The 19,240-nt window shown below is 34.2% G+C and carries 11 protein-coding genes; 9 read left to right on the forward strand and 2 right to left on the reverse strand.

All coding sequences use genetic code 11. From position 1 onward, the window contains the following. Positions 1-17 precede the first annotated feature (17 nt). Both GQR97_RS06455 and GQR97_RS06460 read right to left on the reverse strand, forming a co-directional pair. Positions 18-1,619, reverse strand: a complete 1,602-nt coding sequence (locus GQR97_RS06455) for a RagB/SusD family nutrient uptake outer membrane protein (protein ID WP_158846630.1) — start codon at positions 1,617-1,619, stop codon at positions 18-20. A gap of 11 nt (positions 1,620-1,630) precedes the next feature. Then, the gene (locus tag GQR97_RS06460) at positions 1,631-4,552 is read right to left on the reverse strand and encodes a SusC/RagA family TonB-linked outer membrane protein (RefSeq protein WP_158846632.1); all 2,922 of its coding nucleotides are present in this window, start codon (positions 4,550-4,552) and stop codon (positions 1,631-1,633) included. Positions 4,553-4,789: 237 nt separating this feature from the next. Here GQR97_RS06460 and GQR97_RS06465 point away from each other — a divergent pair, with 237 nt between their 5' ends. From GQR97_RS06465 to GQR97_RS06505, 9 genes are all read left to right on the forward strand, one after another. Next, positions 4,790-5,863: a LacI family DNA-binding transcriptional regulator gene (locus tag GQR97_RS06465; protein ID WP_158846634.1), complete on the forward strand. Its 1,074-nt coding sequence runs from the start codon at positions 4,790-4,792 to the stop codon at positions 5,861-5,863. A 164-nt stretch (positions 5,864-6,027) separates the two neighbouring features. Next, positions 6,028-7,395 carry an MFS transporter gene (locus GQR97_RS06470; RefSeq protein ID WP_158846636.1) on the forward strand — a complete coding sequence of 456 codons (1,368 nt, stop codon included), beginning with the start codon at positions 6,028-6,030 and terminating at the stop codon, positions 7,393-7,395. Positions 7,396-7,403: 8 nt separating this feature from the next. Further along, complete coding sequence (gene pgmB, locus GQR97_RS06475) at positions 7,404-8,066, forward strand: beta-phosphoglucomutase (protein WP_158846638.1); 663 nt, start codon at positions 7,404-7,406, stop codon at positions 8,064-8,066. Positions 8,067-8,160: 94 nt separating this feature from the next. Then, complete coding sequence (locus tag GQR97_RS06480) at positions 8,161-10,467, forward strand: glycoside hydrolase family 65 protein (RefSeq protein ID WP_158846640.1); 2,307 nt, start codon at positions 8,161-8,163, stop codon at positions 10,465-10,467. A gap of 16 nt (positions 10,468-10,483) precedes the next feature. Further along, positions 10,484-12,595 (forward strand): glycoside hydrolase family 97 protein, encoded by a 2,112-nt coding sequence (locus tag GQR97_RS06485; protein WP_158851626.1) that lies wholly within the window; start codon positions 10,484-10,486, stop codon positions 12,593-12,595. Between the two features lie 18 nt (positions 12,596-12,613). Beyond that, positions 12,614-14,566: a glycoside hydrolase family 13 protein gene (locus tag GQR97_RS06490; RefSeq protein WP_233267615.1), complete on the forward strand. Its 1,953-nt coding sequence runs from the start codon at positions 12,614-12,616 to the stop codon at positions 14,564-14,566. A 20-nt stretch (positions 14,567-14,586) separates the two neighbouring features. Next, a complete protein-coding gene (locus tag GQR97_RS06495) occupies positions 14,587-15,558 on the forward strand; it encodes an alpha/beta hydrolase (protein WP_158846642.1) in 972 nt (323 codons plus the stop codon). 51 nt (positions 15,559-15,609) lie between these two features. Continuing rightward, entirely contained in the window at positions 15,610-17,490 is a 1,881-nt protein-coding gene (locus GQR97_RS06500) for an alpha-amylase family glycosyl hydrolase (protein ID WP_158846644.1), read from the forward strand. A 53-nt stretch (positions 17,491-17,543) separates the two neighbouring features. Next, positions 17,544-19,205 carry an alpha-amylase family glycosyl hydrolase gene (locus GQR97_RS06505; RefSeq protein WP_158846646.1) on the forward strand — a complete coding sequence of 554 codons (1,662 nt, stop codon included), beginning with the start codon at positions 17,544-17,546 and terminating at the stop codon, positions 19,203-19,205. Positions 19,206-19,240 lie beyond the last annotated feature (35 nt).

A 19,240-nucleotide genomic window follows, 5' to 3' on the forward strand; every position in this document is an offset into this window, starting at 1 on the left:
CTTTATTTGTTTTTAATTTAGTACCCTGGATTTTGAGTAAGGTTAGGGTTTGCTGCAATACTAGCTGTTGGAATTGGGTACACATTAAAATGTGATGGTAAAGAAATACCATTACTTCCGTTGCCTTTCCATGCCCAATTGTAGTTTCCGCCTGTAAACTTATTGTAACGAATTAAATCTTGTCTACGGTGAGCTTCCCAATGTAATTCACGAGCACGTTCATCTAAAATAAAATCTAATGTTAAATCTCCAGAAGAAATGGTGTTTGGGTTGTGTGCTCTAGTTCTTAAAGCATTTACATAAGCAACAGCGTCGGTAATGGTACCACCACCACCTCTTAAGTGGGCTTCGGCATACATTAAGTATACATCTGCCAATCTAAATAAAGGGAAATCGGTATCAACAAACGTTTGGTCTGCTCCAGCACCTCCTGTTGAGGTTGCATTCGAGTATTTTGTAATAACGTATCCAGTATCTTTATCAGAGATTTCAATAATATCAATAGGTCTGTCTGCCGAGATTATGGTGTTTCTATCATCGTCTGCAAAAGAAGAATCGAATAAATTTGCTAATTGCTTTCTAATTCTAAGTGCACCGCCCCAACCTGGTTTACTAACACCTAGTTCTAGTCCGTTTTCTTCTAAACTTCCAACTTCACCATTAATCATAACGGTTGTTGGTCCGTAATTTTGAGTTGTTGTACCATCGGAAACTATTGGGAAAATAATTTCGTTTACAGCAGAGTTTGTATTGTTGTCTGCCATAAAGTTGTATAAATAATTAGGTGATAATGTATAACCACCATCCATTATTTTTTCGCAATAAGTTAAACAATCTGTATAATGGTTTTCGCCAATGTATACTTCAGAATTTAAATACATTTTAGCTAAAATCATATAAGCGACAGATTTATCTGCACGGCCATATTCATTTTGTCTAGAGTCTACTAAATCAGTATCAATTGCAATTAATTCAGATTCAATAAAGTTGAATAACTCTGTTCTCTCATAAACAGGAGGAAAGGAATTAAGCGCATCATTTTCGGTAACAAAGTTTGCTTTCCCAAAAATATCCATCATGTAGTAATAAGCCATGGCGCGCATTAAGCGAGCTTCTGCTCTATAAGCTACAATTTCGGTTCTAATCGCTGTAGATACGTTTCTTTCATCGAGTTTATCATCTGTAGTCTCTCTTAAAAAGTTGTTAGCTAAAGCAACAGAAAGGTGTGCTCTACTAAACATTCCTAGTAATAAAGGGTTTTGAGCTGTCCAGGTGTTTCTTTGAATTTCTCTAGCACCAGGGTCATTTTCGTAAGACCAAATCATTTGGTCGGCCGATAAGGTTTGTACATATAAAAGTACGCGTCCAAACTGGCTAGTTCCAGCATCAATGTTTTTTAGATTTGAGTTTCCTGGCCCATCTGTTCCTGTAAGTGCTAAGTTGGCATAAATACCTGCTAACACTTGTTTGTATGCAGCTTCGTTAGTAAAAAGATCGTCACTTAATGTGGTTTGATCATCATTAGGAACAATATCTAAATCATCCGTGCACGATGTTAGTGTCGCGAAAAAAAGTAGTGCGATCCCAACGGTATTTTGTATTTTAAATCTTGGTTTCATAGTTGTGTTTTTTAAAATTTAAAATTAGCTCCAGCCAAAATAGTTCTTGGTCTTGGATATATGTTATTGTCTATTCCTTGATCTGTACCAACCGATACTTCTGGATCTAATCCGCTATAATTTGTTATAGTGAATACGTTTTGAAGTCCAGCCCATAAACGGATGCTTTTTAACTTTTTAGAAACTTTCGGGAACGTATATCCTAAAGTAATATTATCCATTTTTAAGAATGAAGCATCTTCTACATAAATATCAGAGATAATAACATCTGCTGTACGTTGAAAGTTGTTATCTAACACCGATGTTGGTAGGTTTCCTAAAACTGCATTATCTTGAATTATTTGGTATTGTGCTCTAGATGAATTGACGTTATTATAAACGTAGTTTCCTAGGTTGGCTCTCATGTTAAATGAGAAATCGAAGTTTTTGTAGTTTACGTTAGATTGAAAACCTAAAATAGCATCTGCACCAGGGTTTTCTTTTAAATAACGGTCGTCTTCATTAATAACATTATCGCCATTTAAATCTACATAAGCACCTTCGATAGCATTTCCTGAGGTATCATAAAGTTGTTTGTACACATTAAAAGAGTTTGGCGCAAAACCTTCTCTTAGCATTTGAATGTTGTTACCTGTACCACCAGAAATCCCTCCAGTTTTTACATCTTGACCTTGAGCAAGTTCTTTAATTTCACGATCTAAGAAGGTTGCGTTAAAGTTGAAGTCGATTGTGAAATCTTCCTGTTTGATAATATCGGCATTAATTGAGAATTCCATACCGCGAGTTTGTAATTCGCCAATGTTTTGGATAATATTGTTTGAAAAGTTAGTACCATCTGCAACTGCTGCAGAGAATAATAAATCTGTAGAGTTCTTCTGGAAGAAATTTAATGAACCAGAAACTCTATTATCAAAAACACCGTAATCTATACCAAATTCTATAGTTGCTGTTTCTTCCCATTTAATATCTGGATTTATTTCTGAAGCAATAAGAGATTGAATCACTTGGTTTCCAAATTGATATTGTGAATTAGCATCACCACCCCTATATCTATTTAAGAAAATATCTTTCTCACTAATAGATTGCTGACCTGTAATACCATACCCTGCTCTTAATTTTAAGTTCGAAATGGTTTTAGAATCTTTTAAGAAATCTTCATCACTAATATTCCAAGCTACAGCAGCAGCAGGAAAGTTTCCCCAACGATTTTTATCGCTAAAACGAGAAGTTCCATCACGTCTATATGTTAAAGTTACTAAGTATTTCTCTAAAAATGTCAAGTTTGCTCTACCAAAAAAGCCAATTAAAACCACATCTGGATCGGCATAAGTATTTGCAAAAGTTTGAGGATCTCTTAAGTTGCCTGTATCGTTTCCGTTAAAGGTGAATTTTTGATAAGAATAACCGGCCATTAACTCAGTTCGGAAATTTTCGAATTCTTTGCTATAGTTTAAGTAACCATCTAATAATTTGTTGGTTCTATTTTCGTAACGACGCAACGTGTTCCCCTTTACAGGATCGTTTGTTGGCATGTTGTAAGATGTTGACTGAATTTCTTTAGCCTCAGTTTCATCATAACCAATGTTTATAACAGCTTTTAATTCTGGTAAAAAATGAAATTTATAATCGAAATTTAAATTACCATAAACTCTATTAGAATCTCCTGCGTTGTTAGTTTGAAGTAAAGAAGCAACAGGGTTTGTAGTTCCGTTTAATACTGTTGTTCCATTACGGTGTTGATAGTAACCATCAAAAGGAGATGATGTATCATAAACTGGTTGTGTTGGATCATAAGATAAAGCCGAACCTATTTGTCCTGAGTCTGCAAAACGGTTATCTTCAAAAGACATGTTTGCGTTTAAATTAATTTTTAAATGATCGTCAAAAAGTGAAGGGTTTAAAGCCAAACCTAAATTTCTACGTTCAAATTCCGAAGTCATTAAAGCGCCTTCTTGGTTGGTTAGCCCAAAAGAAAAACGCGTTGGGATGGCTTTAAATAAAGACCCTTGCATAGAAATATTGTGTTGAGAGGACACCGTATTTCTAAAAATTTCGTCTTGCCAATCTGTACTAGTTGGTCCTAGTAAACTTTCATCTAAAGTTGTTCCATTTAAAGGTTGCGATGCTATAAGCGCTCTGTATTCATCTCCAGAAAATACATCGATATGGTTAGCTATTTCGCCAAAACTGTATTGCGTATCATAAGTTGCGCTAAATGTAGATTTACCTTTTTTAGTTACAATAATAATAACACCGTTTGATGCTCTAGAACCATAAATAGCTGTTGCTGAAGCATCTTTTAAAACAGAAAAAGAATCGATGTCGTTTGGGTTAATACTTGCCAAAACACCACGCGATCCTTTTACACTATTGTTATCTATTGGTAAGCCATCTATAATAATAAGTGGATCGTTAGACCCATTAATAGATGAACCACCACGAATTCTAATTTGAGAACCAGAACCCGGCGCACCGCTTGTGGTAACGCTAACACCCGATACACGGCCGCTTAATAAGTTTTCTGGTGTTACAATGTTTCCTCTAGTAAAATCTTTCGAAGTTATGGCTTCTACTGAGCCAGTGGCGTCTTTTTTAGTGGTAGAACCATATCCAATAACTACTATTTCGCTAAGTTGAGCAGCATCTTCACTAAGTTCAATGTTAAGTGATGCTTGTCCCGAATATGTAATTTCTTGTGATTGAAAGCCTACATAAGTAACAACAAGGATGTCGCCGTTATTAGCTTCAAGTTGATAATGACCGTCAAAATCTGTTGCTGTTCCCGTTGAGGTACCTTTAATTACAATATTTACCCCAGGAAGTGGAATAGAAGTTGCTTTTTCTGTTACTGTTCCTTTTAGCTTAGTTTGCCCGAACATTAAAGTAGGTGCAAACAGTAAAAAGAAGAGCAATCTTTTAATAGTTGTCTTCATACAAATTAGTTTAATTAATGTCTAAATTAGTTGTTTATATTTTCAATCCTCGTGTTAAAAATATGTAAAGAGAAAGTTAAACTGTAATTTTGAGTTACGAAATTCCTAGCGAAAACGTTTTCGTGTTGATAAGTTTTCATTATTTAGCTCTTAAATTGTGAATTTCATAGAAACAGACTGTGTTAAATAATGAAATATCTATATGGCGTTAAGTATATTTTTTGTTATTTTACTTCAATGAAAAGAAAGATAACCCTTAAACAAATTGCTCGCGAATTAGAAGTCTCAATATCAACGGTTTCTAAAGCTTTAAGCGGTAGCAAAGAAATTAGCGAAGACACAACACAAAAAATTCAGGCATTTGCTAAACTTTACAATTACAGACCAAACAATATAGCACTCAGTTTAAAAAACCGAAAGACGAAAACAATAGGTATTCTTATTCCAGAGATTGTTCATCATTTCTTTTCTACCGTTATTTTTGGTATTGAAAGAGTAGCAAATAAACGCGGGTATAACGTAATTGTTGGGCTTTCTAACGAGTCGTTTACCAAAGAAATTATAAATATGGAAATGCTTGCCAATGGAAGTATTGACGGCTTTATTCTTTCTATTTCTAAGGAAACATTGCTTAAACAAGACTATCATCATTTTCATGCCACAATAAATCAAGGCATGCCAATTGTAATGTTTGATAGGGTTGTGAGTGAAGTAGATTGTGATAAGGTTATTGTGGACGATTTTAATGGAGCTTTAAAAGCAGTGAGTATGCTAGTTAGTAACGGTTGCAAAAATATAGCACTTTTAACCACCATGGATTATGTTAGTGTTGGTAGGTTGCGAACTCAGGGGTATTTAGAGGCTTTAGAACGGAATCAAATTGAGCCGAATTCAAATCTGATTTTAAAAATTAATGATAGTTTAAATTTTGCAGATCATCTTGATTTTTTAGAGAATGAAATAAGTAAGTTTTTTGAATTAAACCCAAATATCGATGGGGTTTTTGCTGTAAACGAACTCTATGCTATTACAGCAATGAAGGTTGCTAAAAAATTAGGATATAATATCCCGGATGATATTCAAGTTATTGGTTTTACAGATGGTGTGCTTTCAAAACATGCCACGCCAACATTAACAACAGTAAGTCAACATGGGCAGAAAATAGGTGAGCAAGCCGCTAATTTACTGATAGATAGATTGGAGTCGGACGATGTGGAACCGGATTCATTTATCGCAAATAATAACAGAAAAGCCGACTTTATAAAACTAGTAATTGAAACCGAAATAATTGAAAGAGAATCTACTAAATGATTTTTTTTCTTTGAAAATTTAAAATCTTTCATATCTTTACAGCGAAATCAAAACTTATATTTTCACTCCTCACTTAAGTTTTGATAAGTTATATCAATCTTCATTTTTACTGAAATTGGTATAAAACCGCTTATCAAATAGTATTAACCATAATATACTATTTAATGGAAAAGCGTAAATTAAGTTTCTGGCAAATTTGGAACATGAGTTTCGGATTTCTAGGAATTCAATTCGGATTTGCACTTCAAGGAGGCTTTATGTCTCGAATTTTTCAAACATTAGGCGCCAGTCATGACGATATCCCATTGTTATGGATTGCTGCACCCTTAACAGGTTTGCTTGTACAGCCCATTATTGGCTATATGAGTGATAGAACTTGGCATTCAAAATTAGGTCGCCGACGCCCATATTTTTTAGTAGGCGCCGTTTTAAGTTCTATTGCTTTGTTTTTTGTGCCGCATTCTTCTGCACTTTGGATGGCTGCTGGGTTTTTATGGATTCTAGATGCTTCCATCAATATTTCAATGGAACCTTTTCGAGCTTTAGTGGCCGATAAATTACCAGAATCTCAACGCTCATATGGCTTTGTTGTACAAACCTTAGTTATTGGTATTGGTACTTGGGTGGCTAGTAATTTACCTTGGATGGTTTCGCAATTAGGCGTTTCGGATGCTGCGCCACAAGGCGTGGTTCCTATGTCGGTAAAAGTAGCTTTTGGTATTGGTGCAGTTGTGTTTTTGTTAAGTGTTTTGTATACTATTTTCACAACTTCGGAATATCCACCAGAGGATATGGAAGCTTTTGAAAAGGAGAAACAAAAGAAAAATCAATTCATTCCAGATATTATAAATAACATTGGTAATATGCCTATGACCATGAAAAAGTTGGGTATTATCCAGTTCTTTTCTTGGTTTGCGTTTTTTACTATGTGGAGTATGGCAAACCCAGCATTAACCGAGCATATTTTTAATGCACCTGCTCCCGTTGAAGCAAGTTATGATATGAGTGTTCTTGTTCAAAAAGAAGCTTTTAATGTCGCAAATACAACATTTCAAAAAGCATCGAATTTAGTCGGTTCGGCTATGGGTATTTATGGATTAACGTCTATGGTTTTTGCTTTGCTTTTAACGTTTTATACATCAAAAAGAAATATTAACCGAAAATATGTTCACATGGGGTCGCTTATCTTAGGAGGCCTTGGTTTTATTGGTATGTATTATATTTCGAGTCCCGAAAATTTAAAGTATTGTTTTGCTTTAGTCGGTATTGCTTGGGGTAGTATTTTATCAATGCCTTATGCTATGTTGTCTAGTTCGGTAGACCCAAAAAAAATGGGTATGTTCATGGGGATTTTCAATATGTTTATTGTTATTCCACAAATAATTGCAGCTCTTGGAGGTATCAATTATGTGTCAAGTTTAATTGGCGATCAAGCCATTAATGCCATGCTTGTGGCAGGAGGAAGTTTAATAATTGCAGGCTTATGTAATTTCTTAATTACAAATAAATCAGCCATTTCATATCAATCATAAAAAGAAAAATGAATACAGTAGGAGTAATATTCGATTTAGACGGTGTTATTGTAGATACCGCAAAATACCACTATTTAGCATGGAAAAGTCTTGCCGATAGTTTAGGTTTTGAGTTTACAGAGGCAAACAACGAATTGCTAAAAGGTGTTAGCCGTGTACGTTCTTTAGAAATTTTATTAAGTCTTGGAAACGTTACGCTTTCCGAAGAAAAAAAACAAGAATATTTAATAAGTAAGAATGAGCATTACCTCACCTATATCACAAAAATGGGAGCAGATGAAATTCTTCCTGGTGCCTTAAAATTACTAGATACTTTAGATGAATTAGGCGTTAAATACGTACTTGGTTCTGCTAGTAAAAATGCACCATTAATTTTGAAACAAGTTGGTTTGTTTGAAAGGTTTAATGGTATTGTTGATGGAAATAGTGTTTCTAAAGCTAAGCCAGATCCCGAAGTGTTTTTAATAGGTGCCGAAAAACTAAACCTTAAACCCGAAAATTGTATCGTTTTTGAAGATGCGATTGCAGGAGTAGAAGCAGCAAATAGAGCGCATATGGTTTCTGTTGGAATTGGTGATAAGAATACATTAAGTGAAGCGGATTATAATTTTAATGATCTAACGGAAATTCCTTCCGATTTTATTGAGAAAATAATAAGTAAGAAAAAATAAATAGTTTAGAAAGAAGAATATAGAAGAAGGAAAGTAGAAAGTATTCGGTTATCGAAAAACTGTTTATTCTCTTTAATCTCAAAATATAAAACAAATGAATCAAGATTATATAAAACCAGATAATTGGTCCGTTATAGAGGAAGGTTTTAATGCCGAATGCGTAAAATCTTCCGAAAGTTTATTTAGTATTGGAAATGGTGCCATGGGGCAGCGTGCTAATTTTGAAGAGCAATATTCAGGCGCAACGTTTCAAGGTAGTTATATTGCTGGTGTGTATTACCCAGATAAAACGCGTGTAGGTTGGTGGAAAAATGGTTATCCTGAATATTTTGCAAAAGTGTTGAATGCACCAAATTGGATTGGTATTAATGTATCAATTAATGGAGAACAACTCGATTTGCATACTTGTAAAACCGTAGAAAATTTTAGAAGAGAACTTAACATGAAAGCGGGTTGGTTGTCTCGTAGTTTTACGGCAACACTTCAAAATAATACTGTTGTTGAGGTGGAAACTAAACGTTTTTTAAGTTTGAATTTGGATGAAGTTGGAGCAATTGAATACAGCGTAAAGCTTATAAATTCTGATGCTGAAATTATATTTCAACCTTATTTAGACTCTGGAATTACTAATGAAGATACCAATTGGGACGATAAATTTTGGGATACTTTAAATATTTGTAATGAAAGAAATCAGGCTTTTATTGAAGCCAAAACCATGAAAACCGAATTTCATACCTGTACTTTTATGGAATCGGAGGTTTTTATAAATGGAGAGTCTTTATCGATCGATCCAATTATTAAAACAGAATCTAATACGGTTTCTTTCAGTTATTCAAAAAAAATAAAACAAGGGGAAACTTACACTATCAATAAGTTTGGTGGTTATGTTGTGGATACAAATCATGATAAAAACGAGCTTGTCTTAGCTGCAAAAAACGTTTTAAATTCAGCTACGGAAAAGGGGTTCAATGTATTATTAGAAGAGCAAAAACAAGCTTGGGAACGTATTTGGAGCATGTCAGACATTACAATTTCTGGTGATGTAAAAGCGCAACAAGGTATTCGATTTAATATTTTCCAGTTAAATCAAACATATTTAGGTAAAGATTCTAGATTAAATATTGGTCCAAAAGGTTTTACAGGAGAAAAATATGGTGGTAGCACTTATTGGGATACCGAGGCGTATTGTATCCCATTTTATATGGCCACCAAAGACCAAAACGTAGCTCGAAGTTTACTAGAGTACCGTTATAATCATTTGGAAAAAGCGATTGAAAATGCTGAAAAATTAGGCTTTACAAACGGAGCAGCTTTATACCCAATGGTAACCATGAATGGCGAAGAATGCCATAATGAATGGGAAATTACTTTTGAAGAAATTCATAGAAATGGCGCCATTGCGTTTGCCATTTTTAACTACCACCGTTACACGGGCGATTATAGCTATATTCCCGAAAAAGGTTTGGAAGTTTTAATTGGAATTGCTCGTTTTTGGGAGCAACGTACCACTTTTTCTTCAGATAAAAACAAATATGTTGTTTTAGGAGTAACAGGACCAAACGAGTACGAAAACAACGTAAATAATAACTTTTATACTAACTATTTGGCGCAATGGTGTCTTAAATATGCTTTAGAAAATGTTTTAAAGGTTGAAAGTGAATATCCTTCCGATTTTAATAGAATAATGAATAAGGTTATGTTGTCGGAAGATGAATTAACCCAATGGAAAGCTGTTGCTAAAAACATGTATTTTCCTTTTTCAGAAGAAAAACAAGTGTATCTGCAACAAGATGGTTTTTTAGACAAGGAATTAATTACAGTAGCTCATTTAGAGAAAGCGCAACGACCAATAAATCAAAAATGGAGTTGGGATCGTATTTTACGTTCTCCATATATCAAACAAGCCGATACTTTACAGTGCCTTTACTTTTTTGAAGATCAATTTTCCGATGAAGAATTGGAACGTCATTTCGATTTTTACGAACCTTTTACAGTTCACGAAAGTTCATTATCACCTTGTGTACATAGTATTCAAGCGGCAAAACTGGATAGAATGGAACAAGCATATACTTTCTATTTGCGTACATCACGTCTAGATTTAGACGATTATAATAATGAAGTTCACGAAGGTTTACACATTACTTCAATGGCTGGAACATGGATGAGTATTGTGGAAGGTTTTGGTGGTATGCGTGTTAAAAATGATATGCTTTCTTTCACTCCTAAAATACCGAAAGAATGGGATGATTATTCATTTAAAGTAAATTTTAGAAATCAAATTTTAAAAGTTAATGTTAATCAAAACGATACAAAATTTGAATTGGAAGGTAATTCGGATTTGGAAATTCTAGTCAACAATGTACCCGTAAGTATTTCACCAAATAGTTTAATAACTGTTTAAATAAAAATAAAAAATGATGAAGTCATTTATATTGATAATTGCTGTTTTGTTTTCTGTAATACTAGGAAATGCTCAAGAGCTGAAATCGCCCAATGGCGAATTAAATATGCAGTTTTCGTTAGAGTTCAATGGTGTGCCAACCTATAAGTTGGGGTATAAAAGCAAACCGGTAATTAAACCAAGTCATTTAGGCTTGGAGTTGAAAGATGATGAAAAATCGTTATTAAACGACTTCAAAATTTCAAATACAGAAACTGCAACTTTCGATAATATATGGCAGCCAGTTTGGGGTGAAACCAAAGATATTCGTAATCATTATAACGAATTAGCAATCACTCTAACTCAGAATGAAACGGATAGAAAAATGATTATCCGTTTTCGTTTATTTAATGATGGATTGGGCTTTCGGTATGAATTTCCGTCACAAGAAAACCTTGTTTATTTTGTAATTAAAGAAGAAAAAACGCAGTTTGCCATGACTGGAGATCACACGGCTTTTTGGATTCCAGGGGATTATGATTCTCAGGAATACGATTTTACAGAATCAAAATTATCAGAAATTAGAGGTTTGTTCGATACAGCTTTAACCGATAACGCATCGCAAGAGCAGTATTCTAAAACAGGAGTGCAAACGTCTTTAATAATGAAAACTGCCGATGGTTTATATATTAATTTACACGAAGCTGCGCTTGTTAATTATTCTTGTATGAATCTTAATTTAGATGATGAAAACATGATTTTCGAGTCCTGGTTAACACCAGATGCTATAGGTGATAAAGGTTATATGCAGGCGCCATGCACATCGCCTTGGAGAACCATTATGATAAGTGATGATGCTCGAGATATATTAGCGTCTAACATAACATTAAACTTAAATGAGCCTTGTGAAATTGAAGATACATCTTGGATTAAACCCGTGAAATACATTGGTGTTTGGTGGGAAATGATTACAGGAAAAAGTTCTTGGCAATATACAGACGAATTACCAAGTGTGGAACTCGGTATTACAGATTACACTAAAGTGGAACCAAATAAAACGCATGCAGCAAATAATACTAAAGTGAAACAATATATTGATTTTGCTTCCGAGCATGGTTTTGATGGTGTTTTGGTTGAAGGTTGGAATGAAGGTTGGGAAGATTGGTTTGGGAAATCGAAAGATTATGTATTCGATTTTGTAACGCCATACCCAGATTTCGATGTAGAAGCTATACATAAATATGCGAAATCTAAAGGTGTAAAAATGATTATGCATCACGAGACTTCCGGTTCTTCGCGTAATTACGAACGACATCTAGATCAGGCTTATCAGTTTATGAAAGATAATGGTTACGATGCTGTAAAAAGTGGGTATGTTGGAGATATGTTACCACGAGGTGAGCATCATTATGGGCAATGGATTGTAAACCATTTTCAATATTGTGTAGAAAAAGCGGCAGATTATGAGATTATGGTTAATGCGCACGAAGCAGTGAGACCAACGGGGATTAGCAGAACGTACCCAAATTTAATTGGGAATGAATCTGCTCGAGGAACCGAGTTTCAAGCCTTTGGTGGTTCTAAACCAAACCATGTTACTGTATTGCCGTTTACGCGTTTAATTGGCGGACCTATGGATTATACGCCAGGTATTTTTGAAATGGATATCAGCAAGCTTAATCCAAATAATAATTCGCATGTAAATAGTACTATCGCCAATCAATTAGCGCTTTATGTAACGATTTATTCGCCGTTACAAATGGCAGCCGATTTGCCAGAAAATTACGAGCGTTTTATGGATGCCTTTCAGTTTATAAAAGATGTGGCTATCGATTGGGATAAGAGCGTGTATTTAGAAGCCGAACCTGGTTATTATGTTACTATTGCTCGAAAAGAAAAAGGTTCCAGCAATTGGTTTGTTGGTAATGTAAACGGTAATGAATCTCGGGTTTCGACTATTAAATTCGATTTCTTAGAAAAAGGAAAAAAATATAAAGCAATTATTTATGCCGATGCCAAAGACGCGCATTATAAAACCAATCCGCAGGCTTATAAAATTACTACGAAAACGGTAACGAGTAAATCTAAATTATCGCAATTATCGGCTCCTGGCGGAGGTTATGCAATTAGTATTATGGAAGTTAAATAGGTTCAAAACATATATAATATGAACTATCTAAATATTCAAAATTCGTGGTTTTCATTTTTAACTTTTTGTTTTTTCGGAATGAATATGTCTTGTGATCAAGAAGAGAAAACTTCAATTTTAGAAGAAGAGTCTCTTGCTGTATCCAATATCGAGTATAAAAATGAGATTGAACGCATAGAACCAATGAATTGGTGGATAGGTTTTAAAAATACCGAGGTGCAATTGTTGGTAAAGCATCCAAATATTTCAGAAGCTATACCAGAAATTTTATATACAGGCGTTTCAATTAAAAAAGTAAATAAAGCAGATAGTCCAAACTATCTTTTTATCGATTTAGATATTTCAAAAGAAACTAAAGCTGGACAATTCAACATAACGTTTAAGTTTGAAAACGGAAATGAATTAATTCAAACTTACGAATTGAAATCGCGTAAAAAACCAGCTGATGAATTCGTTGGTTTTGATAGTAGTGATGTTATTTATTTAATCACGCCCGATAGGTTTGCAAACGGTAATTCTGGTAATGATACAGATGAAGAACTTCGCGAAAAAAATATCGACAGAAAAAATGATTATGCACGCCACGGTGGTGATATAAGGGGAATAATCGAACATTTGGATTATATTGATGATATGGGTTTTACTGCCGTTTGGCCTTGCCCGCTATTAACGAACGATATGTCTAACTCATCGTATCACGGTTATGCAATGACAGATTTTTATCAAATAGATTCACGTTTTGGAACACTAGATGATTATCTAGAATTGGCTAATAAAAGTAAGGCTCATGGTATAAAACTAATAATGGATCAAGTTGCTAATCATTGTGGAAGTGAGCATTGGTGGATGAAGGATTTGCCTTTTAGAGATTGGCTGAATTATCAGGAAAACTTTGAGAATGGTGGCGAGTTAAAAACATCTAATCACAGACGCACAAGTAATCAAGATTTATACGCTTCTAAAATTGATAAAGAAGAAATGACTAATGGTTGGTTTGTTTCGGCTATGCCAGACCTTAATCAACGCAATCCGTTTATGGCTAAATACATTATTCAAAATAGTATTTGGTGGGTTGAAACGGCTGGTTTAAATGGAATTCGTCAAGATACTTATCCGTATTCTGATAAAGCATTTATGAGTCATTGGGCAGGAAGTATCATGACCGAATACCCTAATTTTTCAATAGTTGGAGAGGAATGGACCATAAATCCATTACTTATTGGTTACTGGCAAGAAGGTGCAAATAACCGAGATGGTTACGATTCAAATTTAAAATCACCGATGGATTTTGCTATGCAGAATTCAATTGTAAAAGCTTTAAATGAAGATGAAACATGGGATGAAGGCTTAATAAGAATGTATGAAGGTTTGGCAAACGATTTTTATTATGCTTCGCCGAAAGACCTTATGGTTTTTCCGGATAACCATGATATGAGTCGAATTTTTACGCAACTTAAAGGTGATATTCCTAATACGAAAATGGCGTTGAGTTATATTTTAACTTTACCTAGGATTCCTCAAATTTATTATGGTACCGAAATATTAATGAATGATTTTGAAAAACCTGGCGATCATGGATTAATTAGAACCGATTTCCCTGGGGGTTGGCAAGGAGATAAGGTAAATGTATTTACGGGAGAAGGGTTAAGCGATGTTCAAAAAGACATGCAATTGTATTTGAAAAAATTGCTAAATTTCAGAAAGAACAGTCAGGCTATTCATAATGGTAAAACGTTGCATTTTGCACCGTTTCAGGGAACTTATTTTCTGTTTAGAATACTTGGAGATGAGGTGGTTCTTCATATTATTAATAAAAATGGAACGCCTATAACACTCGATTTAAATCGTTATGCAGAAGTTGGGTTAAAAGGTAAAACCTTGAAAAATATTATAACAGACGAAACCTTTGTTTGGGAAGATAGTATGACTTTAAATGAAAAAGGAAGTTTGATGTTTACAACCAAGTTGTAATACTTTAATGCACTTATAAAATGAAATTAAACATCATTATAATTACGTTTTTACTTTTTGTTTCGTGTAAAGAAACTTCAAAAGTAGAGAGGTTAATTAAAGAAGAAACAATGATTAATATACATGCTAAAAAACTACCAAACGCTCAATTGTATAGCGGAGCATTATTAAGGATAGATAGTCTATCTTCAAAATATATAAAATCTAGACCAGTCGATATTTGGTTGCCCGAAAATTATTCAAAAGATAAAAAATATGCTGTGCTTTATATGCACGATGGGCAAAATCTATTCGACTCTACAACCACATGGAATAAGCAAGAGTGGAAAGTAGATGAATGGGCAACACAATTGGTGAAGGAAGGTAAGATTAAAGATTTTATTGTAGTTGGTATTCACAATATTCCCGAAATTCGATGGCAAGATTTATTTCCTCAGAAAGCTTTTGGTTACTTAACCAATGTTGATAAAGAGGCTATAATAAATGAGGCTAAATCTCAAAAAATTAGCTTGAATTTTAATGGTGATAATTATTTAAAATTTTTAGTTGAAGAGTTAAAACCAATAATCGATTCTGAATTTTCGGTATTTACAAACCAAGAGAACACCATGGTTTCTGGCTCAAGTATGGGAGGGCTTATGAGTATGTATGCAATATGCGAATACCCAAATATTTTTGGAAGAGCAGCTTGTTTGTCTACACATTGGGAGGGTGCTGAACCAAAAGAAAACAACCCGGTGGCAAAAGCAATTTTAGATTATATGGAAAACAACTTGCCTAATCCGGAATCACATAAGATATACTTTGATTATGGTACAAAGACATTAGATGCATATTACCCAAAATTTACACCCGAAATAAATAGAATTTTAAAAGTTAATGGATATACTAGTGAAAACTCTGCGAATATTGAGTTTGAAGGCGCTGATCATTCCGAGAATTCATGGAATAAACGTTTAGATGTTCCATTAGTTTTTTTGTTAAAAAACTAGGGTTAGAAGGTTAATAATAGAATCTTTTTTTGTTTAAAAAAAAATCACAAAATGAAAGCTGTAAAATATATCATAGTTGTATTTTTATTTATCGGATTAAGTTGTAATAATGAAGAAAAAGTGGTGGATAAAACCATTGAGCAAGAGAACAGAGTAATGAATAGAAAAGAAGTAGTTTACCAAGTGTTTACACGTTTATTTGGTAATACAAATACTAATAATAAACCATGGGGAACCATTGAAGAAAATGGTGTAGGTAAGTTTAACGATTTTACAGACAAAGCTTTAAATGAAATAAAAGATTTAGGAGTAACTCATATTTGGTATACAGGTGTGCCACATCACGATGTAATTACCGATTATGCCAAATACGGTATTTCTAACGACGATCCCGATGTGGTAAAAGGTCGTGCAGGTTCGCCATATGCAGTTAAAGATTACTACAATGTAAATCCAGATTTAGCAGTAAATGTAGAAAATAGATTAGGGGAGTTTAAAGCCTTAATTGATCGTACACACGCGGCTGGATTAAAAGTTATTATGGATATAGTGCCTAACCATGTTGCGAGAAATTACAAAAGTATTTCGAGACCAAAAGGCATAAAGGATTTTGGCGAAAATGATAATAAAACAGTAGTTTTCGATGCGAATAATAACTTTTATTATAACCCTAACGAAATGTTTAAGGTGCCAGATTGGGAACACCAATATATGCCTTTGGGTGGCGAGAAGAATGTGTTGGCTGATGGTGAGTTTCTTGAGTTTCCTGCTAAGTGGACTGGTAATGGCACAAGTGCTTCTAAGCCAAATATGAACGATTGGTACGAAACTGTAAAAATAAATTATGGAATTTCGCCCGAAGGAGAAAAGTATTTTGATGAATTACCTGATGGATTTGAAAATGAAGATTATAAAAAACATTTTGAATTTTGGGAAGATAAAATGGTTCCGAATTCTTGGATGAAATTTAGAGATATTGCATTGTATTGGTTAGGTTTTGGGGTCGACGGATTTCGTTATGATATGGCCGAAATGGTACCGGTCGAATTTTGGAGTTATATGAATTCGTCTATAAAAATGAAAAAACCAGATGCTTTTTTGTTAGCCGAAGTTTACACGCCTAGCTTATATCGCGATTATATCAAAAAAGGAAAAATGGATTATCTGTATGATAAAGTACAGTTTTATGATACATTAAAACATGTGGTACAGGGTTATGGGAAAACGGATAATATTCCGCCTATTCTAAGTGATTTGGCAGATATTGAACATCATATGCTTCATTTTTTAGAAAACCATGATGAGCAACGTATCGCTAGTCCTGATTTTGCTGGCAAAGCGGAAAAAGGAAAGCCTGCTATGGTAGTTTCGGCAACATCAACTACAGCTCCAGTAATGATTTATTTTGGACAAGAAGTAGGTGAGGACGCCTCCGAAGAGCCTGGTTTTGGAGCGCCTACCCGAACATCGATTTTTGATTATATTGGAGTTCCTGCTCACCAACGTTGGGTTAATGATAAAAAGTTTGATGGTGGACAATTAACCGAGTCTGAAAAAGGTTTGAGAGATTTTTATAAACGTCTTTTAAATTTTACAATAAATAGTTCTGCATTAATGGGCGATTATGCCGATATCCATCAGTATAATCGAGAACACACAGAAAACTATACTGATAAATTGTTTTCTTTTGTGCGTTATAGTGATTCTGAAAAGGTTATCGTTGTTTCAAATTTTGATTCTGAAAACAGATTTGACTTTCATTTAAAAATACCTGAAAATATTATTAAATCATGGCAGTTATCTGATGGGGAATATGAGCTTGAAGATCAATTATATCATAAGGTTCTATTAAAATTAGTAGTTGAAAATGGACTCGGCAATGTCAATATTAATTTAATGCCTTTAGAATCTTTCATCTTAAAAATGAAATAAACTACTAGCTTTCTTTAGGTCTTAGGAGGTTAAAACACAAAAAACATATTAAAATGAAACAAATTTTAGCTACCATTATAGTTCTATTTATTTTAACAGGTTGCAATAAAACTGTAAAAACAGAAGTTGTTAAGCCCGAAGTCAAAACGCCGTTTGTTTGGGAAGGTGCTAATGTTTATTTTTTGCTTACGGACCGTTTTAATAACGCAGATACAGTTAACGATATTAACTTTAATAGGACTGCTAAAACGGGTAAACTCCGTGGCTTTGAAGGTGGGGATTTAAAAGGTGTTACTCAAAAAATTAATGAAGGTTATTTTACTAATTTAGGAATTAATGCTATTTGGATGACGCCTATTGTTGAACAAATTCATGGAGGAACGGACGAAGGCACGGGTTTAAGTTATGGATATCATGGTTATTGGGCAAAGGATTGGACGTCTATCGATCCAAATTTTGGTAGTAAAGCCGATTTGCATGAATTAATTAAAACGGCTCATAAACACGGTATTCGTGTTTTGTTGGATGGTGTAATAAACCATACAGGGCCAGTAACCGATAAAGATTCTGTTTGGCCGAAAGAGTGGGTGCGTACCGGTCCACAATGCAGTTATGATAATTATGAGAACACTGTTGCATGTACGCTTGTGAAAAATTTACCAGATCTTAGAACGGAAAGCAATGAAAATATTGATTTACCGCCGTTCTTGATCAAAAAGTGGAAAACTGAAGGTCGATACGATCAAGAAATTAAGGAATTAGATGCGTTTTTTGAGCGCACCGGCCATCCTAGGTCGCCACGTTTTTATGTTATGAAGTGGCTAACGGATTATATTATAGAATACGGTATTGATGGTTACCGTGTAGATACTGTAAAGCACACCGAAGCTTATGTTTGGCAGGAATATAAAGCAGAGTGCGATTATGCTTTTGCACAGTACAAAGAGCAAAACCCAGAAAAGGTTTTGGATAATAATGAGTTTTATCTTGTTGGTGAGGTTTATAATTATAACATATCAAATGAAAAGACCTACGATTTTGGGGATAAAAAAGTTAACTATTTTGACAATGCTTTTGAAAGTTTAATCAATTTTGAAGCTAAATGGAATTTAGCACAAAGGCTTATGGAAGATGTGTTTAAACGTTATTCAGGGATATTAAATGGTGGTTTAAAAGGTTATAGTGTTTTAAATTATTTAACCTCGCATGACGATGGACAGCCATTTGATGCGAAGCGTGAGAAACCTTTTGAAACTGCCACAAAATTGTTGTTGTGTCCTGGTGCATCGCAGGTGTATTATGGCGATGAGTTAGCTAGACCACTTGTTATTGAAGGTGCGGAAGGAGATGCTACACTGCGTTCTTTTATGAATTGGGACGATTTTAAAAACAATACAAAAACCCAAGCTATTTTAAAACATTGGCAGAAATTAGGACAATTTAGAGCGAGCCATCCAGCGGTTGGAGCTGGTATTCATCAAATGATATCTCAAGAACCTTATTTATTTACACGTCGTTTTTCAAAAGAAGATTTTAATGATGTCGTACTTGTTGGTTTGGATTTTCCTAAGGGAGAAAAAATAATTGATGTTTCGGAAGTGTTTGAAAATGGCATTAAAATTCATGATGCATATTCTGGTGTTTATTCCGAAGTGAAAGATGGGCAAGTTCTTATTAATTCAAATGATACTATTATGCTTTTAGAGAAGAAATAATTGATTTTCACCTATACTAATGTGCTTTTTCTAGA

It is taken from the genome of Algibacter sp. L1A34 (assembly GCF_009796805.1).
Lineage (GTDB): Bacteria > Bacteroidota > Bacteroidia > Flavobacteriales > Flavobacteriaceae > Algibacter.